Origin of the sequence: Leisingera sp. ANG-Vp, assembly GCF_000813725.1 — a bacterium.
Classification (GTDB): domain Bacteria; phylum Pseudomonadota; class Alphaproteobacteria; order Rhodobacterales; family Rhodobacteraceae; genus Leisingera.
Genome location: NZ_JWLD01000084.1, coordinates 12,403 through 37,280, shown reverse-complemented (window position 1 = coordinate 37,280; position 24,878 = coordinate 12,403). Strand labels below are relative to the sequence as shown.

Annotated in this window: 23 protein-coding genes; 13 read left to right on the top strand and 10 right to left on the bottom strand. The window is 63.8% G+C overall.

Annotated elements, in window-relative coordinates; translation table 11 throughout:
* Positions 1–5: 5 nt before the first annotated feature.
* A complete protein-coding gene (locus RA20_RS21860; protein WP_039133867.1) occupies positions 6–986 on the bottom strand; it encodes a sterol desaturase family protein in 981 nt (326 codons plus the stop codon).
* A gap of 99 nt (positions 987–1,085) precedes the next feature.
* Between RA20_RS21860 and RA20_RS21855 the strand changes: the two genes are divergently transcribed.
* Complete coding sequence (locus RA20_RS21855) at positions 1,086–2,030, top strand: LysR family transcriptional regulator (protein ID WP_039133865.1); 945 nt, start codon at positions 1,086–1,088, stop codon at positions 2,028–2,030.
* A gap of 33 nt (positions 2,031–2,063) precedes the next feature.
* On the opposite strand, the gene RA20_RS21850 is transcribed toward RA20_RS21855, so the two are convergent.
* The 5 genes from RA20_RS21850 to hpaR all read right to left on the bottom strand — a co-directional run bounded on the left by RA20_RS21850 (position 2,064) and on the right by hpaR (position 7,940).
* Positions 2,064–2,645, bottom strand: a complete 582-nt coding sequence (locus RA20_RS21850) for a sarcosine oxidase subunit gamma (RefSeq protein WP_039133864.1) — start codon at positions 2,643–2,645, stop codon at positions 2,064–2,066.
* The gene (locus RA20_RS21845) at positions 2,638–5,649 is read right to left on the bottom strand and encodes a sarcosine oxidase subunit alpha family protein (protein WP_052249127.1); all 3,012 of its coding nucleotides are present in this window, start codon (positions 5,647–5,649) and stop codon (positions 2,638–2,640) included. Before RA20_RS21845 ends, RA20_RS21850 begins: the two co-directional genes overlap by 8 nt.
* Before the next feature lie 23 nt (positions 5,650–5,672).
* Positions 5,673–5,960, bottom strand: coding sequence for a sarcosine oxidase subunit delta (locus RA20_RS21840; RefSeq protein ID WP_039133862.1), 288 nt, complete (start codon positions 5,958–5,960; stop codon positions 5,673–5,675).
* A gap of 16 nt (positions 5,961–5,976) precedes the next feature.
* Positions 5,977–7,227, bottom strand: coding sequence for a sarcosine oxidase subunit beta family protein (locus RA20_RS21835; RefSeq protein WP_039133860.1), 1,251 nt, complete (start codon positions 7,225–7,227; stop codon positions 5,977–5,979).
* Positions 7,228–7,499: 272 nt separating this feature from the next.
* Positions 7,500–7,940, bottom strand: coding sequence for a homoprotocatechuate degradation operon regulator HpaR (gene hpaR / locus RA20_RS21830; protein ID WP_039133857.1), 441 nt, complete (start codon positions 7,938–7,940; stop codon positions 7,500–7,502).
* A 114-nt stretch (positions 7,941–8,054) separates the two neighbouring features.
* Here hpaR and RA20_RS21825 point away from each other — a divergent pair, with 114 nt between their 5' ends.
* The 8 genes from RA20_RS21825 to RA20_RS21790 all read left to right on the top strand — a co-directional run bounded on the left by RA20_RS21825 (position 8,055) and on the right by RA20_RS21790 (position 15,828).
* A complete protein-coding gene (locus RA20_RS21825) occupies positions 8,055–8,447 on the top strand; it encodes a 5-carboxymethyl-2-hydroxymuconate Delta-isomerase (protein ID WP_039133854.1) in 393 nt (130 codons plus the stop codon).
* The gene (gene hpaE, locus RA20_RS21820) at positions 8,447–9,958 is read left to right on the top strand and encodes a 5-carboxymethyl-2-hydroxymuconate semialdehyde dehydrogenase (RefSeq protein WP_039133851.1); all 1,512 of its coding nucleotides are present in this window, start codon (positions 8,447–8,449) and stop codon (positions 9,956–9,958) included. The genes RA20_RS21825 and hpaE overlap by 1 nt, the downstream gene beginning before the upstream one ends.
* Before the next feature lie 39 nt (positions 9,959–9,997).
* On the top strand, positions 9,998–10,852 hold the full coding sequence (gene hpaD / locus RA20_RS21815; RefSeq protein ID WP_039133848.1) for a 3,4-dihydroxyphenylacetate 2,3-dioxygenase: 855 nt from the start codon (positions 9,998–10,000) through the stop codon (positions 10,850–10,852).
* 13 nt (positions 10,853–10,865) lie between these two features.
* Entirely contained in the window at positions 10,866–11,846 is a 981-nt protein-coding gene (gene hpaD / locus RA20_RS21810; protein ID WP_039133845.1) for a 3,4-dihydroxyphenylacetate 2,3-dioxygenase, read from the top strand.
* Between the two features lie 123 nt (positions 11,847–11,969).
* Positions 11,970–13,382, top strand: coding sequence for a pyridoxal phosphate-dependent decarboxylase family protein (locus tag RA20_RS21805; protein WP_039133842.1), 1,413 nt, complete (start codon positions 11,970–11,972; stop codon positions 13,380–13,382).
* Complete coding sequence (locus RA20_RS21800) at positions 13,382–14,248, top strand: fumarylacetoacetate hydrolase family protein (RefSeq protein ID WP_039133839.1); 867 nt, start codon at positions 13,382–13,384, stop codon at positions 14,246–14,248. The genes RA20_RS21805 and RA20_RS21800 overlap by 1 nt, the downstream gene beginning before the upstream one ends.
* Entirely contained in the window at positions 14,245–15,045 is an 801-nt protein-coding gene (gene hpaH, locus RA20_RS21795; protein ID WP_039133836.1) for a 2-oxo-hept-4-ene-1,7-dioate hydratase, read from the top strand. Before RA20_RS21800 ends, hpaH begins: the two co-directional genes overlap by 4 nt.
* Before the next feature lie 12 nt (positions 15,046–15,057).
* Positions 15,058–15,828: an aldolase/citrate lyase family protein gene (locus RA20_RS21790; protein WP_039133833.1), complete on the top strand. Its 771-nt coding sequence runs from the start codon at positions 15,058–15,060 to the stop codon at positions 15,826–15,828.
* A gap of 196 nt (positions 15,829–16,024) precedes the next feature.
* On the opposite strand, the gene RA20_RS21785 is transcribed toward RA20_RS21790, so the two are convergent.
* The 4 genes from RA20_RS21785 to RA20_RS21770 all read right to left on the bottom strand — a co-directional run bounded on the left by RA20_RS21785 (position 16,025) and on the right by RA20_RS21770 (position 20,567).
* Positions 16,025–17,668 (bottom strand): DUF4139 domain-containing protein, encoded by a 1,644-nt coding sequence (locus RA20_RS21785; protein ID WP_039133830.1) that lies wholly within the window; start codon positions 17,666–17,668, stop codon positions 16,025–16,027.
* Positions 17,669–17,762: 94 nt separating this feature from the next.
* Positions 17,763–18,167, bottom strand: a complete 405-nt coding sequence (locus tag RA20_RS21780; RefSeq protein WP_039133828.1) for a hypothetical protein — start codon at positions 18,165–18,167, stop codon at positions 17,763–17,765.
* 122 nt (positions 18,168–18,289) lie between these two features.
* Entirely contained in the window at positions 18,290–19,312 is a 1,023-nt protein-coding gene (locus tag RA20_RS21775; RefSeq protein WP_039133824.1) for an aspartate-semialdehyde dehydrogenase, read from the bottom strand.
* Positions 19,313–19,394: 82 nt separating this feature from the next.
* Positions 19,395–20,567, bottom strand: a complete 1,173-nt coding sequence (locus RA20_RS21770; protein ID WP_039133822.1) for an MFS transporter — start codon at positions 20,565–20,567, stop codon at positions 19,395–19,397.
* A gap of 114 nt (positions 20,568–20,681) precedes the next feature.
* Between RA20_RS21770 and RA20_RS21765 the strand changes: the two genes are divergently transcribed.
* From RA20_RS21765 to RA20_RS21750, 4 genes are all read left to right on the top strand, one after another.
* The gene (locus tag RA20_RS21765; RefSeq protein WP_039133820.1) at positions 20,682–21,845 is read left to right on the top strand and encodes a DUF3095 domain-containing protein; all 1,164 of its coding nucleotides are present in this window, start codon (positions 20,682–20,684) and stop codon (positions 21,843–21,845) included.
* A 364-nt stretch (positions 21,846–22,209) separates the two neighbouring features.
* Positions 22,210–22,569 carry a hypothetical protein gene (locus tag RA20_RS21760; RefSeq protein WP_052249125.1) on the top strand — a complete coding sequence of 120 codons (360 nt, stop codon included), beginning with the start codon at positions 22,210–22,212 and terminating at the stop codon, positions 22,567–22,569.
* 86 nt (positions 22,570–22,655) lie between these two features.
* Positions 22,656–24,038: a leucyl aminopeptidase family protein gene (locus RA20_RS21755; RefSeq protein WP_039133814.1), complete on the top strand. Its 1,383-nt coding sequence runs from the start codon at positions 22,656–22,658 to the stop codon at positions 24,036–24,038.
* 5 nt (positions 24,039–24,043) lie between these two features.
* Positions 24,044–24,862, top strand: coding sequence for a C40 family peptidase (locus RA20_RS21750; protein WP_039133811.1), 819 nt, complete (start codon positions 24,044–24,046; stop codon positions 24,860–24,862).
* The last annotated feature ends 16 nt before the right edge of the window (positions 24,863–24,878 follow it).

Genomic DNA, 24,878 nt, shown 5'->3' with positions numbered 1-24,878 from the left:
AGGCCTCAGCTTCCCATGATCCGCTTGCGGCGCTCTTTCATCACCGCGTCGGCCTTCACCGTGCCGTCGTGGAAGGAACCGAACACCTTGTCCCAGGGCACCTCCAGCGAGCCGTAGTTGCACTCGAAATAGCGGTGGTGCATCTGGTGGTGGAAGGTGCCCAGCGACAGCCGGTTCTTGTCCTTCATCAGCATCCCTTCGAAGCCGGTATGGGTGGTTGCGGCAGTCAGCGCGTTGAACTGCAGATGGTACAGAATATGCACCGGATGCGCCGCCACCACCCAATGGATCAGCACCGAGCCGAGGAAGATCAGATGCTCCACCGGGTGCATCGACATGCCTGACCAGGGGCCCACGTTTATATTGCGGTGATGCAGCGCGTGCACGTGTTTGTAGAAGAACGGCACATGCAGCAGCCGGTGGATCCAGTAGAAGTAAAAGCTCTCCCAGATCGGGATCAGCCAGAACAGGGCAATGAACCAGACCGGATGCGCCGCCCAGGTGATCATCGGCGCATAGCCATTGGCCATCGCCCAGAACATCAGCACCTCATAAGCAGTCCAGAAAAACACACCGCTGGTCAGGGTCCAGAACATGTTGTCCCGGATCTGCCCGCCCAGCGTGAACTGGCGCCCGTTCTTCATCAGCGGCCGCGGGTCGTATTTCAGCCGCTTTCCTTGCGCGGTGAAACTGTAGAAATAGAGGTGCAGCAGCCCGGCCACCCCGGCCATCAGAACCAGGTTGCGCAGATACATCGGGGCGATCCAGCTGAGCGACAGGTTTTGGCTCTCCTCCAGCGGCGGCTGGAACCAGTAGAAAGAGATCAGCGCAATGCCCGCAATGATCAGTTTTTCCGAGATCAGAAACCAGCCGTTCAGCCACCACTTCAGCGCCGCAACCGGCCGCGGCGGCCAGTGAAACAGCGGCGATGTCTGCAGCGGCAATGCCGGCAAGTGGTTCCAGCCTTTCAGATCCTGTTCGCTCATCTGCTGCCCTCCTTTCAGGATAGCTACAGCCTGCCGCGGAATTTCATCTTTGAAAAACAGAATATTCAGATAACATTCCTCTGAAATTCAGAGGTAAAGATGACCGTCACCCTCAAGGCCATGCGCTATTTCACCACCGCGCTGCAGCACGGCAGCATCAGCCGCGCCGCCGAGGAGCTGCATGTGGCTGCTTCAGCCGTCTCGGCAGCAATTGACCAGATCGAGACACAGTTTCAGCTCCAGCTCATCACCCGCCACCGCGCCCGCGGCATTGAACCCACCCGGGCCGGCCGCGACATGGCCCGCAAGTTCACCCGCTTGCTGGAGGACTACGACTCAATCCTGGCCGAAGGTGCCGAACTGAAACAGGAGTTCACCGGCAGCTTCCGCCTTGGCTATTACGCGCCCGTGGCCCCCGGCTTCCTACCGCAAATCCTCACGCCTTTCCTGGCGCCCCGGCATCAGGTCGCGCTGGAGCTGGAGGAATGCCACAACGATGCCGCCCAGGCGGGCCTGCAGGACGGCCGCTATGACGCAATCCTGTTTGTTCCGGACGGCAGCCATCCGCAAATCGACTATGATGTCCTTTTGCAGGCGCCACCCTACGCGCTGCTCCATCCCGGCCACCCGCTGGCGGCAAATGAGGTACTGAGCCTCGCCGATCTGGCAAATGAGCCGCTGATTGCCCTGAACCGGCCAATGGTCACCGATTATCAGCTGCGCCTGTTTGCCGGCCTCACCCGCCGGCCGGAAACCATCGTTCAAGCCAACACCACCGAGATGGTCCGCGCCATGGTCGCCGCGGGCCACGGCTGTGCCATCCTGAACATGCGCCCCGCCACCGATCTCAGCTATGGCGGCCAGCCGCTGGCGGCGCGGCCCATTGCCGACGGCGGCACCCCGCTGTCACTGGCCGTCGGCTACAACCGCACCAACCCGCGCCGCATCACCAGCGCGTTTGCCAAAGCCTGCAAAGACTGGGCCGCCAGCCCCGCCGCCGCCGAGTTCATTGTGCTGCCGCCAAATGAAACAGGCGCCCCGTAAGCCGGAGCGCCTGCCAAACTCGTTTATAGAGCCTTAAATCGCTGACTGCGCCGCCGCCACCAGCGCGTGATGCAGCGACCCGGCAGAGCTGCGCGGCCCCACGATCGAGTATTTCTGTCCGGCCTCATGGCACAGCAGGAAAACCCCCAGATGCTCCATCGAGGTCCGGGTGGCATCACCCGGCTTCCCCGCCCGGATATTGGCATTGCAGAGCCGCTCCAGCACGTCAAAGCAGCGGCTGCCTTCCATGTCGAAACGGCACCAGCCGTCGGTCTGCTCCACCACGGAACCGGCCTCGCCGACAGCTTCCTTCAGCTCACCCGCCAGCAGCTCGTGGCTGTCATGCGGCGCCGAGATCATCCACAGATCCGGTCCCATCCACCAGGCTGCAAACTCGCCATTTGCGTTCCAGCTTGCAGGCTCCGGCAGAGCCCCGCCCAGATAGGAGGCGGCGGCGGATTTCACCGCGTCTTCGCTGCCCTGGCGTGCGCCCAGCGAGGCCAGCGCCCGGTCCGTCACCTCGCGGATCAAGAGACCGGTGAAGGCATCCACCTGCGGCTCAAACCCGCCCAGGGGAGAGACCGCTTTCAGACCATGATTATCGAACTTACCCACGGAGACGCTCCCCTTCCGGATCCACAAAATGCGCGCTGACAACTTCGACCTGGACTTCCTTGCCTTCCAGCGGGTTGACCGCGCGGATCACCTCGCCTTTGCGGCTGTCGCCGCTTTTCAGGAAGCCGATCCCGATCGAGCAGCCCAGCACCGGCGAATAGGCGGCCGAGGTGATATAGCCCTGATCGGTTGCTGCGCTGACCTCGCCATCGGCATTCATCAGATGCGCCCCGGCCTGCACCGGTTCAGCGGCATTCACCGGCTTGAAACCAACCAGCTTCAGGGCGTTCTCCTGGTTCATGCCCTCACGCTCGCTCAGCGTATTGCCGATGCAGTCCTTCTTCTTGCTGACCATCCGGCCCATGCCGAGGTTCAGCGCCGAGGTGGTGCCGTTCAGCTCGTTGCCGGCAGCATGGCCCTTCTCGATCCGCATGACGCCCAGCGCCTCGGTGCCATAAGGCACAGCGTCGAACTCCTCGCCCGCTTCCATCAGCTTGCGGATCATCGCATCGCCATAGCGGGTCGGAACCGCGATCTCATAGGCCAGCTCGCCCGAGAAGGAGATCCGGAACAGCCGCGCCCGGCAACCTCCTGCGACAGTGACTTCACCGCAGGCCATGAAGGGAAACGCCTCGTTCGAGATGTCGAACTCGGGGTCCACGACTTTCTGCAACAGCTTGCGGGCATTTGGACCCGCCACCGCGAACTGTGCCCAGGCCTCGGTAGTCGAGATCAGCTGCACATCCATGTCTGGGAACAGGCACTGGCGCGCAAATTCCATGTTGCGGTAGACCAGAACTGCGTTGGCGGTGGTGGTGGTCACCACGAAATGATCCTCGGCAAAGCGCGCCGCGGTGCCGTCGTCATAGGCGATGCCATCCTCGCGCAGCATCAGGCCGTAGCGGACCTTGCCCACCGGCAGCTTGGCAAAGGCATTGGCATACATCTTGTTCAGGAACGCCGCCGCATCCTTGCCCTGCACGTCGATCTTGCCCAGCGTGGTCACGTCGCAGATACCCACCGAGTTGCGGGTCTGCAGCACCTCGCGGTCCACCGACTGGCGCCAATGGGTTTCGCCTTTCTTGGGGAACCACTGGGCGCGCAGCCACTGGCCGACCTCGACAAACTCGGCGCCCTGCTCCTCAGCCCATTTGTGGCTGGGGGTCTTGCGGGTGGGGCGGAACTCTTCGCCCACCGAGCGGCCGGCCATCACGCCAAAGGAGACCGGCGTATAGGGCGGACGGAACATAGTGGTGCCGACCTCGGGGATCTGCTTGCCCGCCAGTTCAGCCATGATCGCCAGACCGCCCATGTTGGAGGTCTTGCCCTGATCGGTGGCCATGCCCAGGGTGGTGTAGCGCTTCAGATGTTCGACCGAGCGGAAGTTCTCCTGATGCGCCAGTTTCACATCCTTGACGGTGACGTCGTTCTGCTGGTCCAGCCAGGCGCGGCCCTTGCCTTCCTTCACGTACCAGAAGGGGGTCACGTTGATCGGCGCATCCTCGGCCTCGGGCAGAGCGTCTGCCTTGGCTTCAATGCCCAGCTCTGACAATGCGGCCACGGCCCCCTCGGCACCGGCCCGCAATGCGGCAGCGGTGGAGAAATCTCCGTTAGCAGCACCAGCCACGGACATGTTCTGCGGCAGATCCCCTGCTGGCACAAAGGCCGCAATGTCCTCGCGCCAGGCCGGACGGCCGCGCTGGTGGCAGGTCAGATGCACGTTCGGGTTCCAGCCGCCGGAAACCGCCAGCGCACCGCAGGGCACGTCGCGGGTGGCGCCATTGGCCAGACGCAGCCGCGCCACTTCCAGGCCCAGCCGGCCCTTGGTGTCGATCACCTGGGCGCCGGCAAACAGCTCGGCTCCTTCGACCTTGGGCGCCTCTGCGCGGGTGTCGATCACTGCAGTGACCTTTACACCTTTGGCGATCAGGTCCGCCGCGGTGCGGTGGCCGTCGTCGTTGTTGGTGAAAACCGCAACGGTCTGATCCGGCGTCACCGCCCAGCGGTTGGCATAGGCGCGCACCGCACCCGCCAGCATCACGCCGGGGCGGTCGTTGTTTTCAAAGGCAATGGGCCGCTCAGTGGCGCCTGCCGCCAGCATCGCCCGCTTGGAATAGATCCGCCACAGGATCTGCCGCGGCTTGCCTGCTTCCGGCGCCAGCACGTGGTCGGCCGTGCGCTCCACCGCGCCATAGATGCCATGGTCGTAGGCCCCGATGATCGAGGTGCGCGGCATCACCCGCACATTCGGCATCGACGCCAGCTCGGCCTGCGCCTGCTCGACCCAAGCCGCGCCGGTCAGATCGCCAATGCCAAAAGTCTCGGCATTCAGACGCCCGCCCAGCAGGAAGTCCTCATCGGCAATAATCACTTGCGCGCCAGCACGGCCCGCGGTCAGCGCCGCCATCAGGCCGGTGGGCCCGGCGCCGATCACCAGCAGGTCGCAATGCAGGAAGCCCTTGTCATAAGCGTCCGGGTCATCCTCAAAGCTGATGCTGCCCAGACCCGCCGCCTTGCGGATAATGGGTTCGTACAGCTTCTCCCAGAAGGCTGCAGGCCACATGAAGGTCTTGTAGTAGAAGCCCGCGGTCAGGAAGTTCGAAAACCGGTCGTTGATCGCCATGAAGTCATGCTGCAGCGACGGCCAGCGGTTCTGCGAGTTCGCCTCCAGACCATCATACAGCTCGGCCACGGTGGCGCGGGTGTTCGGCTCCTGCCGCCCGCCGCTGCGCAATTCTACCAGCGCGTTGGGTTCTTCCGAGCCCGAGGTCAGAGGCCCGCGCGGACGGTGGTATTTGAACGACCGGCCCATCAGCCGCACGCCGTTCGCGAGCAGCGCCGAGGCCAGCGTGTCGCCCTCAAACCCCTTGTAGCGCTTGCCGTCGAAGGTGAAGTTCAGCGCCTTGCTGCCCTTGATCAGCCCGCCATCCAGACGGTTTACCTGCACGCCCTTGCGGGCCCCGGTGCTGCCGTCGGCCTGGAACGCAACCGTTCCTGCATTCATCCCCGCGTTCATTACGGTGTCAGTCATTTGCTGCGCCCCCTTGCCCGGGCCACATCACGGGCCAGTTCGACATTCAGGATTTCATGGGTCACGGTGTTGCGGGTCACCACCAGCCAGGAGCGGTCGCCCTGCTCGTGGAACCACAGCTCGCGGTGCTCGCCCGCCGGGTTGTCGCGGAGATACAGGTAGTCGTGGAACTGCCCTGCTGCGTCGTCAGCTTCCCAGTCGGGACGGTCGATCAGGGTTGCATCGCCCAGGTAGGTGAACTCCTGGCTATCCCGCGGCCCGAGGATCGGATGGTTGATAATCATCGCTGTTTTCCTTTCCTCAGTGCAGGTTCGGCTGGGCGCCCTGGCCCTTTTCGTCAATCATGCGGCCCTTGCGGAACCGGTCGAGCCGGTATTCCGTGGCCACCTTGTGCGGCGTGTCCGTCGCCAGCAGATGCGCATAGCACCAGCCCGAGGCCGGGGTTGCCTTGAACCCGCCGTAGCACCAGCCGCCGTTGAAATAGAGGCCGTCCACATGGGTCTTGTCGATGAAGGGGGAGCCGTCCATCGACATGTCCATGATGCCGCCCCAGCTGCGCAGCATCCGTACCCGGCCCAGCGCCGGGATCAGCGCCATGCCGCCCTCGATCACATCTTCGACCACCGGCAGATTGCCGCGCTGCGCGTAAGAATTGTACATGTCGAGGTCGCCGCCAAAGACCAGGCCGCCCTTGTCCGACTGGCTGCAATAGAAGTGGCCGGCACCAAAGGTGATGACCCCGTCCAGCACCGGCTTCAGCCCTTCCGAGACAAAGGCCTGCAGCACATGGCTTTCGATCGGCAGGCGCATGCCCGCCTTCTCCATCACACGGCTGGAGGAACCGGCCACGCAGCTCGCCACCTTATTGGCGCCGATGAAGCCCTTGGTGGTCTCCACGCCCAGGCATTTGCCGTTCTCGATCTTGAAGCCGGTGACTTCGCAGTTCTGAATGATGTCGACACCGCGCAGGTCCGCACCGCGGGCATAGCCCCAGGCCACCGCATCATGGCGCACGGTGCCGCCGCGGCGGTGCAAGAGGCCGCCCTTGATCGGGAAGCGCGCGTTGTTGAAGTTCAGGAACGGATACATCGCGCGGACGCCATCGGTGTCCAGCAGCTCCGCGTCCGAGCCATTCAGGATCATCGCATTGCCCCGGCGCCGCGCCGCGTCGCGCTGCGCATCGGTGTGCACCAGGTTCAGAATGCCGCGCTGGCTGACCATGGCGTTGTAGTTGAAGTCCTGCTCCAGCCCTTCCCACAGTTTCAGCGACAGCTCATAAAACGGCTCATTGCCGTCGAGCAGATAGTTGGAGCGGATAATGGTGGTGTTGCGGCCCACGTTGCCGCCGCCGATCCAGCCCTTCTCGATCACCGCGACATTGGTGATGCCGTGGTTCTTGGCCAGGTAATAGGCCGTCGCCAGCCCGTGGCCGCCTCCGCCGATGATCACCACATCGTAGCTTTTCTTGGGTTCCGGATCGCGCCAGGTCGGGCGCCATCCCTTGTGGCCCGTCAGGGCCTCCTTGATCACTTTCAGGCCGGAATACCGCATGATGTCCTCTCAACTGTCCCCGCAAGGGTCGTCGAGAAACGCTGCCTTTCACAGAGCGATATCGGACGCCGGACACGCCATTTGCGTCATATTCCGCAATTCGACAGTGCAAATGCAGCATGACATTCGGCGCAACCACAACATGATTTTCAACGCAATGAACTGTTTTAAAACATTAAAATCATGACGCATCACAAGTTCAGCAAAAACGCCACCCTCACCCGGTTTGCGTCACCCGCCCCAGCATCCGCGCCAAATGCGGCAAATGCGACTCACTCGGACAGGTCGATCTCATCCAGCTCATTGAGAAGGTCCAGCAGCGCTTCATAGCGGTCAGCTCCCATCTTGGCCCGGGTGCGGTTCATCAGCTCAAGACTCGCGTCAATGTTGTCCGCAATGATCTTCTCGCCCGCGGGCGCAATCCGGACCACTTGGCGGCGACGGTCCTCGGTGTCGCGCTCGCGGCTGATCAGCTGTTTCTCTTCCAGCTTCTGCAGGATCCGCGTCAGGCTCGGCAGCAGCAGGCAGGCCTTGTCAGCAATCTGGGTCGGATCGATCGGCCCGTCCTCCTGCACCACCCGCAGCACCCGCCACTGCTGTTCAGTCAGATCAGCGCCGCTCAAGAGGGCGCGGATCGGCCCCATCACACGCTCGCGCGCCCGAAGAAGCGCGATGGGAAGGGAACGGTCTGTGGCCGGCATCATCTTGGTCATATCCGATTATCACCCCCCTTCCGGGTAAACGCAATTGCCGCTTGGATTTCTTCTGCTTGACTCACGGCACCTCAATTGCTACACATGTTAAGTAATTCACGAGAGGTAACGCAAATGCCGCACATCACGCTGGACTACTCAGCCAACATGGAGGAGCGCACCGATATCGCCGCGCTTTGCAGCTATTTGCGGCAGGCAGCAGCGGCCACCGGCGTGTTTCCCCTCGCGGGTATCCGGGTGCGGGCCTTTGCGGCCAATCATGTCTCGATTGCCGACGGCAATCCGCAGCACGGCTATATCGACATCTCGGTGCGGCTGCGCGCCGGCCGGGACCTGGACACCCGCAAGCGCGCCGCCCAGGCGGTGTTCGATGCGGCCCAATCTTTCCTTGAGCCGGCCATGCAGCAGCACTCCATCGCGCTCTCGCTGGAGATGCGCGACATCGACCCCGAGCTTTCCCCGAAATGCGGCACCATCCGCGACCACATGCAGAAGGCGGACCAGTGATGAGCGACCTGACCACCAACATCGAAACGCTGAACAGCCACCTGACCCGGTTCCGCGAAGCCGGTATCCTGAACCTGATCGGCGGCGAAAGCCGCCCTGCGGCCTCCGGCGCCACGTTCGAAACATCTTCGCCGGTGGATGAGAGCACAATATGCGCCGTCTCCAAAGGCGGCAGCGAAGACATCGACGCCGCGGCTGCCGCCGCCAAGGCAGCCTTCCCGGCATGGCGCGACATGCCGGCGCTGGAGCGCAAGAAGATCCTCAACCGCATCGCCGACCTGATCGTCGAACGCGCCGAGGAAATCGCGCTGTGCGAATGCTGGGACACCGGGCAGGCCCTGCGCTTCATGTCCAAGGCGGCGCTGCGCGGCGCCGAAAACTTCCGTTTCTTTGCGGACAAGGCCACCTCGGCCCGCGACGGCCAGCAGCTGCAGTCGCCGACGCTGATGAATGTGACCACCCGGGTACCAATCGGCCCGGTGGGCGTGATCACCCCCTGGAACACGCCTTTCATGCTGTCGACCTGGAAGATCGCCCCCGCGCTCGCCGCAGGCTGCACCGTGGTCCACAAACCGGCCGAATTCTCCCCCCTCACCGCCCGCATCCTGGCCGAAATCGCCCATGAGGCCGGCCTGCCCGCCGGTGTCTGGAACCTGGTGAACGGTTTTGGCGAGGACGCCGGCAAGGCCCTCACCGAACATCCCGACATCAAGGCCATCGCCTTTGTCGGCGAAAGCAAGACCGGCTCGATGATCATGAAACAAGGCGCCGACACCCTGAAACGGGTGCATTTCGAACTGGGCGGCAAGAATCCGGTTGTAGTGTTTGACGACGCCGACCTCGACCGCGCGCTGGATGCCGCGATCTTCATGATCTATTCGCTGAACGGCGAACGCTGCACCTCCTCCTCGCGCCTGCTGGTGCAGGAGAGCATCGCGGACAGCTTCGAAGCCAAGCTGATCGAGCGCGTCAATAACATCAAGGTCGGCCACCCGCTGGACCCGGCCACTGAGGTCGGCCCGCTGATCCACAAGGTGCATTTCGACAAGGTCACCTCCTATTTCGAGACCGCAAAGCAGGACGGCGCCACCATCGCCGCGGGCGGGCGCCGCGAGGGCGAAAAGGGCTGGTTCGTCCGCCCGACGCTGTTCACCAATGCCGCCAACGATATGACCATCGCGCAGGAGGAAATCTTCGGCCCCGTCCTCACCGCAATACGTTTCAAGGACGAGGATGAGGCTCTAACATTGGCCAATGACACCCAATACGGTCTCACCGGTTACGTCTGGACCAATGACCTGACCCGCGCCCTGCGCTTCACCAACCATCTCGAAGCCGGGATGATCTGGGTGAACTCGGAAAACGTCCGCCACCTGCCCACGCCCTTTGGCGGGGTCAAGGCCAGCGGCATCGGCCGCGACGGCGGCGACTGGTCTTTCGAGTTCTACATGGAGCAGAAACACGTCGGCTTTGCCCTGGGCCAGCACAAGATCCCGCGCCTCGGCGCCTGACCTCAAGGAAACGCGCAACCAGTCTTTGAGGAGAAGACCATGGGAGAAATCGTTCTCGCCGCCAAATGCACCCATGTGCCCACCATGCTGATGTCGGAACAGCCCGGCCGGCTGGAGGGCGCCCGCAAGCCCGCCATCGACGGCCACCGGGAAATCGCCCGCCGCGCCAAGGAACTCGGCGCCGATACCATCGTGATCTGCGACACTCACTGGGTGATCAACGCAGGTTTCCACATCAACGCCAACCGCCGCTTCAAGGGGCTGTTCACCTCCAACGAATTCCCGCAGTTCATCCAGAACCTGCCCTATGAATACGAAGGCAATCCGGACCTTGGCGACGCCATCGCGGCGGCGGCCTCGGACAAAGGCGTCTATACCCTGTCGCATCAGATCGACTCGCTGGAATTGGAATACGGCACGCTGGTTCCTATGCGTTTCATGAGCCGCGAGGGCGATTTCAAGGTGGTGTCCATTGCCGCCTGGTGCACCGTCCACGATCACGGCGAAAGCCGGGTGATCGGCGAAGCCATCCGCGCGGCAGTCGAGGCCTCAGATAGCAAGGTGCTGCTGGTCGCCTCAGGTTCGCTCAGCCACAAGATCTGGGCGAACAAGGACTATGCCGCCAACAACGGCACCTTCACCATCAGTTCCGAGTTCAACCGCCAGATGGACCTGCGGGTGCTGGAGCTGTGGCAGAAGGGCGACCATGCCACCTTCCTCAAAATGCTGGGCGAATACGCCGACTTCTGCTGCGGCGAAGGCTCCATGCACGACACCGCCATGCTATATGGTGCGCTTGGCTGGGACAGCTACACCGCCCCTTGCGAAGTGATCACCGAGTATTTCCCCAGTTCCGGCACCGGCCAGACCAACGTGATCTTCCCGGTTCAGTAAAAGGAGACCCCGAATGCCCGTCCCCGCCCCGAACCTCTATCCGCCCTTCAACATCGTGCGGCTGTCCCATGTGGAATACGCCGTGACCGACCTCGCCGCCTCCCGCGCCTTCTATGTGGACACGCTTGGGCTGCAAGTGACGCATGAGGACGCCGAGCGCATTTATCTCCGCGCAATGGAAGAACGCGGCCACCACTGCATCGTGCTGGTTCAGGCGGCTGAGGCCTCGGTCGGCGTTCTGGGCTTCAAGCTTTATGACGAGCCGGATCTGGACAAGGCAGCAGAGTTCTTCGCCTCCAAGGACCTTCCCGTCGAGTGGGTTGACCGCCCCCACATGGGCCGCACCCTGCGCACCCGCGACCCCTGGGGCATCCCGCTGGAGTTCTACGTCAAGATGGAGCGGCTGGAGCCGATCCACCAGCAATACAGGCTCTACAACGGGGTAAAACCGCTGCGCATAGACCATTTCAACATGTTCAGCGCGGATGTGGACGGCGCGGTCGCCTTCTATAACGAGATGGGTTTCCGGACCACCGAGTTCACCGAGGATGACGAGAGCGGCAAGGTCTGGGCGGCCTGGATGCACCGCAAGGGCGGCGTCCATGACGTGGCCTTCACCAACGGCCTCGGCCCGCGCCTGCACCACACCGCTTTCTGGGTTCCGACCCCGCTCAATATCATTGACCTCTTGGATCTGATGTCCACCACCGGCTACGTCGGCAACATCGAACGCGGCCCCGGCCGCCATGGCATCTCCAATGCCTTCTTCCTCTATGTGCGTGACCCCGATGGCCACCGAATCGAGATCTACTGCTCTGACTACCAGACCGTCGACCCGGATCTGGAGCCGATCAAATGGTCGCTTACCGATCCCCAGCGCCAGACCCTCTGGGGCGCCCCGGCGCCGCGCAGCTGGTTCGAGGAAGGCTCGGTCTTCGAAGGCACAACCCCGAAACCCAGCGCCTTGAACGCGCAGCCGATTATTGCACCTTGAACCTCGCGGTATCAAAGCTGAGGGGCGCGGCTGGCTGGGCGGGCGCGAAAGCGCCTGCCGGTACCGCCGGGCTGAAGAAAAGAAGATTGAGGACTGCTCCGCGTCCATTGAGAGTATGCACAAATGAAATGGGATGAATTCTCCGAATGGGGCCGCCGGGTCGCGGACTGGACCCAGAACTACCACCTGACCGTCGGCGACCGCCCGGTGCGGGCCAAGACCGAACCCGGCGAGGTGCTGAACGCGCTGCCCCAAACCCCGCCCGAGGATGGCGAAGGGATGGAGGCGATCTTCCGCGACTTCGAGGACATCGTGCTGCCGGGGATCACCCATTGGCAGCACCCGCGCTTCTTTGCCTATTTCAACTCCAACGCCGCGGCGCCCTCGGTGCTGGCGGAGTTCCTTGCCTCGGCCATCGCGCCGCAATGCATGCTGTGGCAGACCTCGCCCGCCGCAACCGAAATGGAAACCCGAATGATGGACTGGCTGCGCCAGGCGCTGGACCTGCCGGACCAGTTCCAGGGCGTCATCCAGGACTCCGCCTCCTCTGCCACACTCGCAGCCGTCCTGACCATGCGGGAGAAGGCGCTGAACTGGCAGGGCAATCAGCAGGGTCTGTTTGGCCAGAAAGCGCTGCGCATCTATTGCTCCTCCGAGGTCCACACTTCCATCGACCGCGCTATCTGGGTTGCGGGCATCGGCCAGCAGAACCTGATCCGCGTGCCGATCAAGGGCGATTGGCGCGGCATGGACCCGGACGCGCTGGAAGCCGCTATCGAGGCCGACCTCGCCGCGGGCCACCAGCCCGCAGGTGTGATCCTCTGCGTCGGCGGCACAGGTGTTGGCGCCACCGACCCGGTGGACCAGGTGCTGGACGTCGCTGAGAAGTACGGCCTCTACACCCATGTGGACGCCGCCTGGGCCGGCTCCGCGATGATCTGCCCGGAGTACCGCCACTACTGGCCGGGGGTGGAGCGTGCCGACAGCATCGTCTTCAACCCGCACAAATGGCTTGGCGTGCAGTTCGACTGCTCCGCCCATTTCCTGAAGAATCCGGATGATCTGGTGCAAACCCTGGCGATCAGCCCGGAATACCTCAAGACCCACGGCCATGACGGCATCATCAACTATTCCGAATGGTCGGTGCCGCTGGGCCGCCGCTTCCGCGCGCTGAAAATCTGGTTCCTGATCCGCACCTACGGGCTGGAAGGGCTGCGCCAGCGGCTGAGGAATCACATCACTTGGTCGAATCAACTGCACGATAAGCTCAAGTTAGAGCCTGATTTTGAGATCACCACCGCACCGATGTGGTCGCTCTGGTCGTTCCGCTATGCCCCCGGGGGCGCCGCCGATCTGGACGATCTGAACCTTCGGCTGGTGAACGCGATTAACGACGACGGCCGCATCTACCTGACACAAACGCGGGTCGACGGCCAGCTGGTGATCCGCTTCCAGGCAGGCCAGTTCGAGACCACTGAGGCAGACGTGATGATGGCTTTCGATGTCATCACCGAAATCGCAAGGAGCCTGACCTGATGCGCTTTGCCACCTACACCGCCAACGGCGAGACCTTCTATGGTGCGGCCACTGATGCGGGCATGATCGCCCTGTCGCCGCAGTTCCCGGACTGGCCCACGATGCGTGACGTGATCGCCGCCGAAGGTCTCCCGAAACTGGCAGAAGCCGCCAAAGGCCAGCCCGTCTCCCACACGGATTTCACTTTTGAAATCCCGGTCCCCAATCCGGAAAAGATCATCTGCGTCGGCGTCAACTTCCCGGACCGCAACGCCGAGTACAAGGACGGCTCGGCCCAGCCCAAGCACATGTCCCTGTTCCCCCGCTTCCCGCGCTCCTTCACCGGGGCAGAACGCCCACTGATCCGGCCGCCGGAAAACCACACGCTGGACTACGAGGGCGAGGTCGCCGTGGTGATCGGCAAGCCAGGCCGCAGGATCAAACCAGAAGACGCCTACAGCCGTATTGCGGCTCTAACACTAGCGAATGAGGGCACCATCCGCGATTGGGTGCGCCACGCCAAGTTCAACGTGACCCAAGGCAAGAACTGGGACAATTCCGGTTCCATCGGCCCCTGGCTGGTGCCCTTCACTGATGCGGGCCAGCTGGATGATGCCCGCATCCTTACCCGTGTGAACGGAGAGGTCCGCCAGGAGGACACCCTCAACCGGATGATGTTCCCGATCCGCGAGGAAATCGCCTATATCTCGACCTTCACCACCCTGCAGCCGGGCGACGTGATCATCACCGGCACCCCGACAGGCGCAGGCGCTAGGTTCGACCCGCCGAAATACTTGGCGCCCGGCGATGTGGTCGAGGTCGAGGTCGAAGGCATCGGCATCCTGCGCAACACGGTTGCCGATGAATTCGGCGGAGATGAAGCATGACCCCGGAACAGCACCAGGAAGCCGCCGAAAAGTTGTTCAAGGCCGAAGAAACCGGTGAGCAATGCGGCCTGCTGTCCTTGGCCTATCCCGGCATGACGCAGGATGACGCCTATGCGGTCCAAAAGGCTCTAATCAGACAGAAACTGGCCTCCGGCCGCAAGAAAATCGGCTGGAAGATCGGCCTCACCAGCCGCGCCATGCAGCAGGCGCTGAACATCACCACGCCCGACAGCGGCGTGCTGCTGAACGACATGGCGTTTGAAAACGGCAGCACTGTTCCCGCAGGCCGCTTCATCCAGCCGCGGGTCGAAGCCGAGATCGCCTTTGTCATGAAATCCCCTCTGGCAGGCGCCGATTGCACCCGCGAAGACGTGCTGGCTGCCACGGATTATGTGGCGCCCTCGCTGGAGATCCTCGACACCCGTATCCTGCGCGCCGACCCGGACACCGGCCAGGCCCGCATCATCACCGACACCGTCAGCGACAACGCCGCCAATGCCGGCGTGGTGCTGGGTGCGGGCCGCCACGCAGTTGACGCTCATGACCTGCGCTGGGTGGGTGCCATCGCGGCCCGCAACGGCACGGTCGAGGAAACCGGTCTCGGCGCAGGCGTCTTGAACGACCCCGTCACCTCGGTTCTGTGGCTGGCGCGGCGGATGGCGGAATATGGACAACAGATCGACGCCGGGGATATCGTGCTCTCGGGCTCTTTCATCCGCCCCATCGAATGTCCGCCGGGCACGGAGATCGCCGCAGATTTCGGCCCCTTCGGTTCCGTATCCATCAATTTCGCCTGACAGGAGGCCCCCATGCCCGCGCCCAAGAACCCCTTCAAACAGGCTCTATCACAGGGCAAACGCCAGATCGGCTGCTGGATGAGCTTTGCCGACGGCCAGATTGCCGAGATCATGGGCACCAGCGGTTTCGACTGGCTGGTAATCGACGGCGAACACGCGCCCAATGACATCCGCTCAATCCGCGACCAGCTGATGGCGCTGGCCGCCTCCCCCAGCCACCCGGTGGTGCGGGTGCCAGTGGGCGAGACCTGGATGATCAAGCAGGTGCTGGATGCGGGCGCGCAGACGGTGCTGGTGCCGATTGTCGAAAGCGCCGATCAGGCCCGCGAGCTGGTCCGTGCCTGCCACTACCCGCCAAAGGGCGTGCGCGGCGTCGGGGCAACGGCAGCGCGCGCCACCATGTTCGGCACGGTCACTGAGTATATCCAGACCGCCGATCAGGAGGTCTGCCTGCTGGTGCAGGTGGAAAACCGCGCCGGAATGGAGGCGTTGGACGAAATCCTGCAGGTCGAGGGCATCGACGGCGTTTTCATCGGCCCGGCGGATCTCTCCACCGACATGGGCCACCAGGGCAACTCCGCCCACCCAGAGGTGCGCGCGGCAATTGCCGATGCCATCACCCGCATCAAGGCGGCAGGGATCGCCCCCGGCATCCTCGGCACCACAGATGAGGCCACCCAGGCCTACGCGGACATGGGCGCGCAGTTCCTGGCAGTCGGCATCGACGTCATGGTGCTGGCCCGCAACGCCCGCGACCTGGCGGCCAAGTGGAAGGCAGACTAACCGTCGGCAGCAAACCGCAAAGGAAACCCTCCCGCGCCTGACCGCTGCTCTGGCAAAGCCAGAACAACGGCAGCAGCCTTGGGCGTGGCACCGCGCGATGCGCGGTGCCACGCCCAACGGGAGGAAGCTATTTGAAATAGCTGACGACGGGCGGGAGTTCCCCCGCTCCAGGTTCCACACACGGGCCGTTCAGGGGTCAGCGCAATTCCATATCCTCAGGCCAGTTCAGCGTGGTCTCAAGCTGGATGGTCCGGCTTTCGCCTGCACTCAGCTCCATGTCCCAGGCCAGAATGCCGCGCTGCTTTTCGACATTTTCTTCCGAGGGCCGCGGCCGCGCGCTCCAGGTGATTTCCAAATCATCCTGCTGCGAATAGGGCACCCGGTCCAAGAGCCGCAGCTGCCAATCCTGCGCGGTCTGGTTCTCGACCTCGATCTCCACCTTCTGCACCTGGGCATTGCTGCGCGAGATCAGCCCCTGCTCCCCCTCGCTCTGCCCCAGCACATCCCGATGCAGCTGCAGCCCTTTGATCGGGCCAAAGCCCGCCTCCATCTCTGCTCCCGGAGCAAGCCCTTCGAAAGGCTCCAGCGCAACCAGCTTGCCGTCCACAAACCGCGGCACCTCATCCGAGGCCAGAAGCTGCTCGCCGAATGTGTTTGCGAAAGTGGCCACCCGGTAGGCGGTTTCATCCCGCGACGGCACCGCCACCGCCTGCAGCTTTGCCTCGGCCCTCAGGCTGTCCATCTCCAGCCGCAGCAGATCGGCGCCGGATGCAATTGAGACCGGCAGAGCGAACCGGTAGGTTGCCGCCGCACCGCCCAGGTCTGCGCCCCAGCCGCCCTGGGCTTCTTCAACGATGACAGGCGCCTCCAGAACTGGCTCTGCAAGGGAAGCAAAGTTGCCGTCCTGCAACTGCCGTTTCGCTGAAGGCGGCGGTGCGGGTTCTTCAATCCGGCGCAGCCAGGGGTGCAGCACAGAGGGGCTGCCCTGCTCAAATGGAACAGCGGTTGAGAGGGTCAGGGCAATATCATCCCAGTTTTCTCCCGTGTCCTGCTTCAGCATCACTGCGCGCTTCAGCGTTACTTCCGGTTCGCCGTCCGTTGCAAGATGCATTTCATAGGCCGGCTGCCAGCCAATATCATAGCCGCCCGAGAAATAGCTGAGCGTCACCGAGCCTTCACCGGCCTGCTCTGCCTCAATGTCCACAGCGATAAAAAGGCGGTCGTCATCTTCCAGCGTGATTGCAGCCAGCGCTGCCTGCGCCTCTGCCAGTTCGTCTTCCAGATCCTCCAGCTGCAGCTCGATCCGGCGTGCCTCGGCCTCCGCTGCGACAGCAGCCTGACTGGCTCCGGCGGCCTCAGTGGAGATCATCCGGGCAATTTCGCTCAGCGCGGCAGCATCCGCCTGCGCCAGGCCTTCGTTTGCGCCCAGCTGCTGCAGAAACCCGATGGAGGCCTCCGCCGCCCGCACCCCGGACCGCGCACGCGCAGCCTCGTCCCGCACGGCCGCCATCCGGGCCTCGACCTCTTTCACCCGCGCCTCAGCGGCCTGAACCTCGGGATCATCGGCATCACGCGGCGGCACATAGTCCGCCCGCAGCAAAGTGGCGACACGCCGGGCGCCGGCGATCTCCACCTGCAAGGTTTCCAGCAGGGCGGTTTTCGGGACATTCTGCAGGATCAGCCGGTGGCGCCCCTCCGGCAGGGCCAGGGCCGCGGTCCGGGTCACATCCGCAAGCCCCGGATAGAGCGTCACTTCTGTGACTGAGCTGCTGACGGGAATGGTTTCAGCCGCAGCTGGGAGGGCCGCAGCCATGGCAAAGGCAAGCACTGAAAATCGCATGGCATCTCTCGATCAAAATCCGCGCGGGAAAATCGTCCCGCCTGATGCCAAGCCTAGCGGCCGGCCTGCGCCGAGGCCAGCACTCTGGGGTTCCTTAAGCGGCGGCCCGCTTCGGCTGCGGCGGGCCAAAACGCAGCTCCGCCTCCGCCAGGTCAATGCCCAGCGCCTCGCAAGAGGCCAGCGGGGCGCGGCGGCCCGCATCGCAGATCCATAAATCTCCTTCGCGCAACCGCAGGGAAAACCCTTTTCTGCGCAGCAGACTGCACAGGGAGAACCAGTCCCCGGCCGCCTTGAAGTCCCCAGCCAAGCGCTTCCTCAATTCCGCTGCGGACAGGCTGTCCAGCGCTGGTGCAGACGCCGGATGCCCGGCCCGAACGGCCGGCAGCGGCGGGGCAGCCCCAAACGACGGGAAGACCGGCCCGGACTCCGCCGCCGGGCCAAAGACTGGAAGCATCGGGGCGGCAGGGGCGCCAGTGCTGAAGTCATCCAGTGCGTACATTGTTTCATCCTCTCAGTCTGCTGTCGGCTTCACAATAGAAACACCAGCCCGCTCCGGCAGCCGTGCAAAAGAAAAGGGGCCGCCTCTTCCGAAGCAGCCCCCTCACCAAAAGGATAAAAGGCTTAGCCTTTCTTCAGGACTTCACGGCCCAGCAGCTCGGCGATCTGCACCGCGTTCAGCGCCGCGCCCTTGCGCAGGTTGTCGCTGACGCACCACAGGTTGATGCCGTTCTCGATGGTCGAATCCTGGCGGATGCGGCTGATGAAAGTGGCAAAGTCGCCCGCGCATTCGATCGGCGAGACGTAGCCGCCGGCTTCGCGCTTGTCGATCACCATGATGCCCGGCGCCTCGCGCAGGATGTCGCGTGCCTCATCCTCGTCCAGGAACTCTTCGAACTCGATGTTCACGGCTTCGGAGTGGCCGACAAACACCGGCACACGCACACAGGTTGCGGTGACCTTGATCGACGGGTCGACGATCTTTTTGGTTTCCACAACCATCTTCCACTCTTCCTTGGTCGAGCCGTCTTCCATGAAGACGTCGATCTGCGGAATGACGTTGAAGGCGATCTGCTTCTGGAACTTGTTCGGCGCAACCTCGGTGGTCGGGTTGTAGATCGCCTTGGTCTGGTCCCACAGCTCGTCCATGCCGTCTTTGCCGGCGCCCGACACCGACTGGTAGGTCGAAACCACAACGCGCTTGATCTTGGCGCGGTCGTGCAGCGGCTTCAGCGCCACCACCATCTGCGCGGTCGAGCAGTTGGGGTTGGCGATGATGTTCTTGTTCTTGTAATCGTGGATCGCTTCCGGGTTGCACTCCGGCACGATCAGCGGGATCTCGGGGTCATAGCGGTAGAGCGAGGAGTTATCGATCACCACGCAGCCCGCGGCAGCCGCCTTGGGCGCGTAATCCTTGGTCGCGGCGGAGCCCACGGCAAACAGCGCCATGTCCCAGCCTGCGAAATCGAAGGTGTCCAGATCCTGGGTAGTGAGTGTCTTATCGCCAAAGCTGACTTCAGTGCCGAGAGAACGGCGGCTTGCCAGCGCAGCGATCTCATCCACAGGGAACTGGCGCTCGGCCAGGATGTTCAGCATTTCGCGGCCCACGTTGCCAGTGGCGCCAACGACGACGATGCGGTAACCCATTTGTCTGTTTCTCCAGTATCACCCGGCCTCATGGCCGGCGGCGGAGTATTACTGCCATCGGAGACAAGTTTAAAGTCCCCTCTCAGTCCATGCTGTCCCGGCTGAGCAGATAAATTGCGCATCCCGCGCCCAGACACACCAAAAAGAACGTGAAAATCCCCGTATAGGGCAAGGTTAGGTCCGCACCGGTCATTTCTGCGTGAATGCGCCCGGTGGCAAACTGCATGATTCCCACGCCGCCGATGCCAAAGAGGTTCAAGAGCGTGACACCCCGCCCGGCCAGATGCGGCGGCACAAAGGCGCGGCCATGCGCCATGATCACCGGGAAGGACGCCCCGAAAAAGCCAACGGCTGCCATCATCACCACCGGCATCCAGACCGGCGCACCGCTGGACAGGATCAGCCCGCCCAAGCTCGCACAGCCCAGAACGTTGCCGCCCAGGATCAGCCATTTGCGGGTTCCCAGCACCCGGTCCAGCGGCCCATAGGCAAAGGTGCCGGCGATCATCGCCGCTCCCATCACCAGCGTCGCCAGCCCGACGGCTTGCGTGCTGAGGCCATAGACATCGTTCAGGTAGGGCCCGATCCACAGCCCCCGCAGCGCGCCTGACGGCGCATAGGCCACCAGCATCAGCGGAAAGATCGCCCACATCACCGGCATCTTCAGCAAATCAAAGACCGATCCCTTATGCTCGCCCTCCGGCTTGTTCGGGTCTGATACAGTCACGAAAATCCCCGCGGCCACCACAGCCGAGATCACAGCCAGGCCTGCCAGTGTCCCGCGCCAGCCGAACAGATCCACCGCCAGCGCGGTCGGGTAAGAAGCCACCAAATTGCCGGCCGACCCCACGCCCAGCATCACAGCCGCCAAAGTGGCAAAACGCGCAGGCGGATACTGGCGGGCAAAGATGTAGTATGACGCCATCAGCACCGGCGAGCAGCCAATGCCGATCAGGAACATCGCGATGCTCACATGCAAAGGCGCCGTAGCCGCGGCAAACAGCGCCGCACCGCCGCCGCCGCCCAAGAGCAGCAGCAGCGCTGCCGTCCGCCGCGGTCCGACATGGTCCAAAGCCCAGCCCACCGGCAGCTGCATCGCGGCAAAGGACAGGAACCACATGCCCGAGGCAAAGGCCAGATCATCCGGCGCCGCGCCGATGTCCTGCCCCAGCACGCCCGACAGCACCGCCAGGAAGGCACGGAAAAACTGGCTCAGCACATAGGCCAGGCACAACAATATCAATCCCGCCTGCATTCCCCGCCCCCCGGTGATCTTTTCTTCTGCCGCACAGCTTGCATGTTTGGCCCCGCGGCACAATTCGTTTAGGCAGGAACGGCAGGTCACAGGCGCGGCACCGGGGCGGAACACATGACATCGGACACATTCTATGCCAGCCTCCCCAAGGCCCCGGACTTCGCCAGCCTGTCCGGCCCGGAAGGCTTTGTGCCGCTGCCGCCTGACTGGCACCTTTGCTGCACCGATATAGTGAACTCCACCGGGCTGGTGGCCGCAGGCCGCTACAAGACCGTCAACATGATCGGCGCCTCGGTGATTGCCGCCATGCGCAACGCGCTGCAGGGCGAGGCCTTCCCCTATATCTTCGGCGGCGACGGCGCTTCCTTTGCGGTGCCGCCCTGCCACCGGGAAACCGCGGAACAGGTTCTCGCAGCACTGCGCAGCTGGACCGAAGCGGAATACGGCATTGGCCTGCGCGCCGCGATGCTGCCGCTGTCCTGGGTCCGGGCTGAGGGGCTGGACGTGCAGATCGCCCGCTACGCGGTCTCGGAGCACGCCGATTTTGCCATGTTCAGCGGCGGCGGCCTGGCCTGGGCCGAGGCGCAGATGAAGGCGGGGGCGTTTGAGGTGGCCGCTGCCCCTCAGGCCGACCCGCCGGACCTCTCGGGCCTTTCCTGCCGCTGGAGCAACACCCCGGCCCGCAACGGGATCATCCTGTCGGTGGTGGCCCAGCCTGCCCCCGGCACTCCGGCGCAGGCCTTTGCCCGGCTTTCAGCGGATCTGCTGGACATGGCCGGGGAATTGGAAAGCAACGGCCATCCGGTGCCCGAAACCGGGCCGAAACTGCAGTTCCCCCCTGCCGGATTCGCGCTGGAAGCCCATGCGTCGCGCGGCAAATCCCCGCTGGTTTTAAGAAAGCTCTACCTTCTTGCCCACAGCGCTTTTGCCGCGTTGCTTTTCATCACCAAGCGCCGCGTCGGCGGCTTCGACCCGGTGCATTACCTGTCTGTGCTCAAAGCGAATTCCGACTTCCGCAAGTTCGACGACGGGCTAAAAATGACGCTGGATTGCACGCCGGAGATCCGCGACCGGATCCGCATGCATCTGGACCAGGCCGCCGCCGAGGGCCTGGTGCATTTCGGCCTGCACGAGCAGGACGCCGCCATGGTGACCTGCATTGTGCCCTCGCCGGTCGAAGACGGTCATGTGCATTTTGTCGATGGCGCGGCAGGGGGTTATACCCAGGCCGCCGCCAATCTGGCAGCCGCCTTTGGCAACCGGCCAAGGGGCCTCTGACCCTGCCGTGGCGCAGGGCAGCCCGCGTGGGATGCGGGTCATCCCATCCCGCCTTTGACAAACAGTACAGATGCCGCTTCCGCCCCGCCGCCGTTCACAAGGACAGGAGCGCCGCAAGGCTTTCCAGCGGGGCAACAGCTGCTTGAGGTGCGCACCGGCAGGCCCGCGGAAGTTCCGCAAATCCCAGTTCCGAATCCCTGCTCCGCCGCGCCGTTCTGGGGATAATTCCCAGCATTGTCAGTAAATTCGAAAGATTTGAGCCCCCCGCAGAAACCTTTTGAAAACCTGTGCGGCGCAAATTGGCAGACGTGCCGTGGGGGCATAATGAATTTGGGTGAATGTGGTGGCCAATATACTAACAGTGATGCACTCGGAGACAGTGCGCCTTGATCCTGACAAACTCACCGCGCTCTATGAGCAGCTCGGCGAAACCGGTGCCGAAGATGTGGTGTGCCGCGCGGTTGAGGAAATGGCAGTCCGCCTGACGCATTGCGAGCGTCTGTGGCGGCAGAACGACATGATGGCTTTGCGCAAAAGCGCCCGCTCGCTGATCGCCATTGCCGATCAGATCGGCATGACGGCGCTGGCAGCAATCGCCAATGACGTGACACAAGCTATTGATTCTGAGGATTCTCCGGCTGTTGCAGCAATCCTGTTCCGGCTGATGCGGGTGGGCGAACGCTCCCTCACAGCGGTCTGGGACGAGCAGGACATGACGATCTGAGCTTTCCGTACCCTGCGGGGCTTGCAGGCCGCGCTGCGGCGGCTACTCTGGCGCATCAAACGTGATCCGCAATCCGGAGTATCCCCATGCCGCCCGTCTTTGCCGCTGCCAGCCCGGACGCCTGTCCGCTGCACATCCTCTCTTCTGACACCTGCGAAAGCTGGCTCTCGGGCCAGCCGCAGCGCGTTCAGGCCTGGGCCAAGGCACAGGGCTTCACTGGCGCCTGCGGCCAGGCACTGGCAGTGCCCGCAGAAGACGGAAGCCTTGAGATGGCCCTGGCCGGCTACGGCAGCTCCGCCCAGCGGGCGCGCCGCCGTTTCGTGCTGGCCGAAGCCGCGCAGAAACTGCCCGGGGACACCTACCGGATTGCCTCCGGCCTGCCGGAAGACTCTGCGGCCACGGAAACGCTGGGCTGGCTGCTGACTGCCTACCGTTTCGGCCGCTACAAAGAGGGCAAGGGCGGGGCTGCGGGGCTGGTCGCCCCCGAAGGCATTGATGCGGATGCCATCGAATCGCTGGCGGCTGCCGAATGCCTGACCCGCGACCTGATCAACACCCCGGCCTCAGACATGGGGCCGGACGAGCTGCAGGCCGCCGCCGCGGCCCTGGCAGAGGAATTCGGCGCCCAGGCCTCAGTCATCACCGGCACCGAACTGCTGGAGCAGAACTTCCCGCTGATTCACACCGTCGGCCGCGCCTCGGACCGTGCGCCGCGGCTGATCGACCTGCGCTGGGGCAATGCCGGACCGAAACTCACCCTGGTAGGCAAGGGCGTCTGCTTTGACACCGGCGGGCTGAACCTCAAGCCCGGCAACAGCATGGCCTTGATGAAAAAGGACATGGGCGGTGCCGCCAATGTGCTGGGGCTCGCCCGGATGATCATGGCCGCAAACCTGCCGCTGCAGCTGCGGGTGCTGATTCCCGCGGTGGAAAACGCCGTCTCCGGCCCCGCCTTCCGCCCCGGCGATGTGCTCACCTCGCGCAAGGGGCTGACGGTCGAGATCAACAACACCGACGCCGAAGGCCGCCTGGTGCTGGCCGATGCCCTGGCGCTGGCTGCCGAGGAAGAGCCCGATTTGCTGATCTCCATGGCGACCCTCACCGGCGCTGCGCGTGTGGCAGTGGGCCCGGACCTCTCGCCCTTCTATACCGATCATGACGCCGATGCCGCCGCACTGTCCGCAAGTGCCGCTGCCAATGCAGATCCGGTCTGGCGGATGCCCTTCCACGAGCCTTATGAAAAGATGATCGAACCCGGCATCGCCGACCTCGACAACGCACCGTCAGGCGGCTTTGCGGGATCGATTACCGCGGCCCTGTTCCTGCGCCGCTTTGCAGGCGAGGCCCGCTACATGCATTTCGACATCTACGGCTGGACCCCGGCCGCCGCGCCGGGCCGTCCCAAGGGCGGCGCCTTGCAAGGCGCCCGCGCGCTCTTTGCCGCCTTGCCGGGCATGCTGGAGCTTTGAACCTTATGGCCGACCGCCGCCGCCTGCCCATAAACACCCGCGTCGCCGCCGCGCATCTGGAAGATGTGCCAGAGGGCATTGAGCGGGTAGACGGAACTTCCGCCCGCATCAGTGTGCCGGTTGCAGACCTGCTGCGCGCGCCGGATGGCGCCCGCGACCGCCAGCTTGTCTACGGCGAGCCGGTCACCGTCTATGAAGACCGAGGCGGCTGGTCCTTCCTGCAGGCGGCCAAAGATGGATACGTGGGCTATCTGCCCAGTTCATCACTCACTTCGCCCTTTGAGGCGACACATTGGGTCAGCGCTCCTGCCACTCACGCCTATACGGCAGATGATTTCAAATCGCCTGAGGCCCAGGCCCTCAGCCATGGCAGCCGGGTGCAGGTCCTGGGCGGCGAAGGGCGGTTCCTGGAAACCAACCTTGGCTTCATCCCTGCCCGCCACCTGTCACCGCTTGGCGCCCATACAGATGACCCGGCAGCGGTGGCAGAGCTGTTCCTCGGCACGCCGTATCTTTGGGGCGGCAACAGCTGCTTTGGCATCGACTGCTCCGGCTTGGTGCAAGCGGCACTCCTGGCGTGCGGCATCCCCTGCCCCGGCGACAGCGACATGCAGGAGACGGAGCTGGGCGCACCGGCCGAAGACTATCACCGCGGCGACCTGCTGTTCTGGAAAGGCCACGTGGCCATGGTGCGGGATGCGCAGACGCTGATCCACGCCAATGCTCATGACATGGCAGTGGCCCTCGAACCCATCGGCGCGGCAATCGAACGGATTGAGGCGCAGGGCGATGGCCCGCTCACCGCGCATAAACGGCTGGCATAGGCCGGACCGGCAGCCG

Bases quoted from the DNA above. Each gene is read 5' to 3' on its own strand.
- RA20_RS21805 (WP_039133842.1), top strand. From the start codon at position 11,970: ATGAAATGGGATGAATTCTCCGAATGGGGCCGCCGGGTCGCGGACTGG.
- RA20_RS21825 (WP_039133854.1), top strand. From the start codon at position 8,055: ATGCCGCACATCACGCTGGACTACTCAGCCAACATGGAGGAGCGCACC.
- hpaR (WP_039133857.1), bottom strand. From the start codon at position 7,940: ATGACCAAGATGATGCCGGCCACAGACCGTTCCCTTCCCATCGCGCTT.
- RA20_RS21765 (WP_039133820.1), top strand. From the start codon at position 20,682: ATGACATCGGACACATTCTATGCCAGCCTCCCCAAGGCCCCGGACTTC.
- RA20_RS21755 (WP_039133814.1), top strand. From the start codon at position 22,656: ATGCCGCCCGTCTTTGCCGCTGCCAGCCCGGACGCCTGTCCGCTGCAC.
- RA20_RS21845 (WP_052249127.1), bottom strand. From the start codon at position 5,649: ATGAATGCAGGAACGGTTGCGTTCCAGGCCGACGGCAGCACCGGGGCC.
- RA20_RS21790 (WP_039133833.1), top strand. From the start codon at position 15,058: ATGCCCGCGCCCAAGAACCCCTTCAAACAGGCTCTATCACAGGGCAAA.
- RA20_RS21775 (WP_039133824.1), bottom strand. From the start codon at position 19,312: ATGGGTTACCGCATCGTCGTCGTTGGCGCCACTGGCAACGTGGGCCGC.
- RA20_RS21840 (WP_039133862.1), bottom strand. From the start codon at position 5,960: ATGATTATCAACCATCCGATCCTCGGGCCGCGGGATAGCCAGGAGTTC.
- RA20_RS21800 (WP_039133839.1), top strand. From the start codon at position 13,382: ATGCGCTTTGCCACCTACACCGCCAACGGCGAGACCTTCTATGGTGCG.
- RA20_RS21780 (WP_039133828.1), bottom strand. From the start codon at position 18,167: ATGTACGCACTGGATGACTTCAGCACTGGCGCCCCTGCCGCCCCGATG.
- RA20_RS21835 (WP_039133860.1), bottom strand. From the start codon at position 7,227: ATGCGGTATTCCGGCCTGAAAGTGATCAAGGAGGCCCTGACGGGCCAC.
- hpaH (WP_039133836.1), top strand. From the start codon at position 14,245: ATGACCCCGGAACAGCACCAGGAAGCCGCCGAAAAGTTGTTCAAGGCC.
- RA20_RS21855 (WP_039133865.1), top strand. From the start codon at position 1,086: ATGACCGTCACCCTCAAGGCCATGCGCTATTTCACCACCGCGCTGCAG.
- hpaE (WP_039133851.1), top strand. From the start codon at position 8,447: ATGAGCGACCTGACCACCAACATCGAAACGCTGAACAGCCACCTGACC.
- RA20_RS21760 (WP_052249125.1), top strand. From the start codon at position 22,210: ATGCACTCGGAGACAGTGCGCCTTGATCCTGACAAACTCACCGCGCTC.
- RA20_RS21750 (WP_039133811.1), top strand. From the start codon at position 24,044: ATGGCCGACCGCCGCCGCCTGCCCATAAACACCCGCGTCGCCGCCGCG.
- RA20_RS21785 (WP_039133830.1), bottom strand. From the start codon at position 17,668: ATGCGATTTTCAGTGCTTGCCTTTGCCATGGCTGCGGCCCTCCCAGCT.
- RA20_RS21770 (WP_039133822.1), bottom strand. From the start codon at position 20,567: ATGCAGGCGGGATTGATATTGTTGTGCCTGGCCTATGTGCTGAGCCAG.
- hpaD (WP_039133848.1), top strand. From the start codon at position 9,998: ATGGGAGAAATCGTTCTCGCCGCCAAATGCACCCATGTGCCCACCATG.
- RA20_RS21860 (WP_039133867.1), bottom strand. From the start codon at position 986: ATGAGCGAACAGGATCTGAAAGGCTGGAACCACTTGCCGGCATTGCCG.
- hpaD (WP_039133845.1), top strand. From the start codon at position 10,866: ATGCCCGTCCCCGCCCCGAACCTCTATCCGCCCTTCAACATCGTGCGG.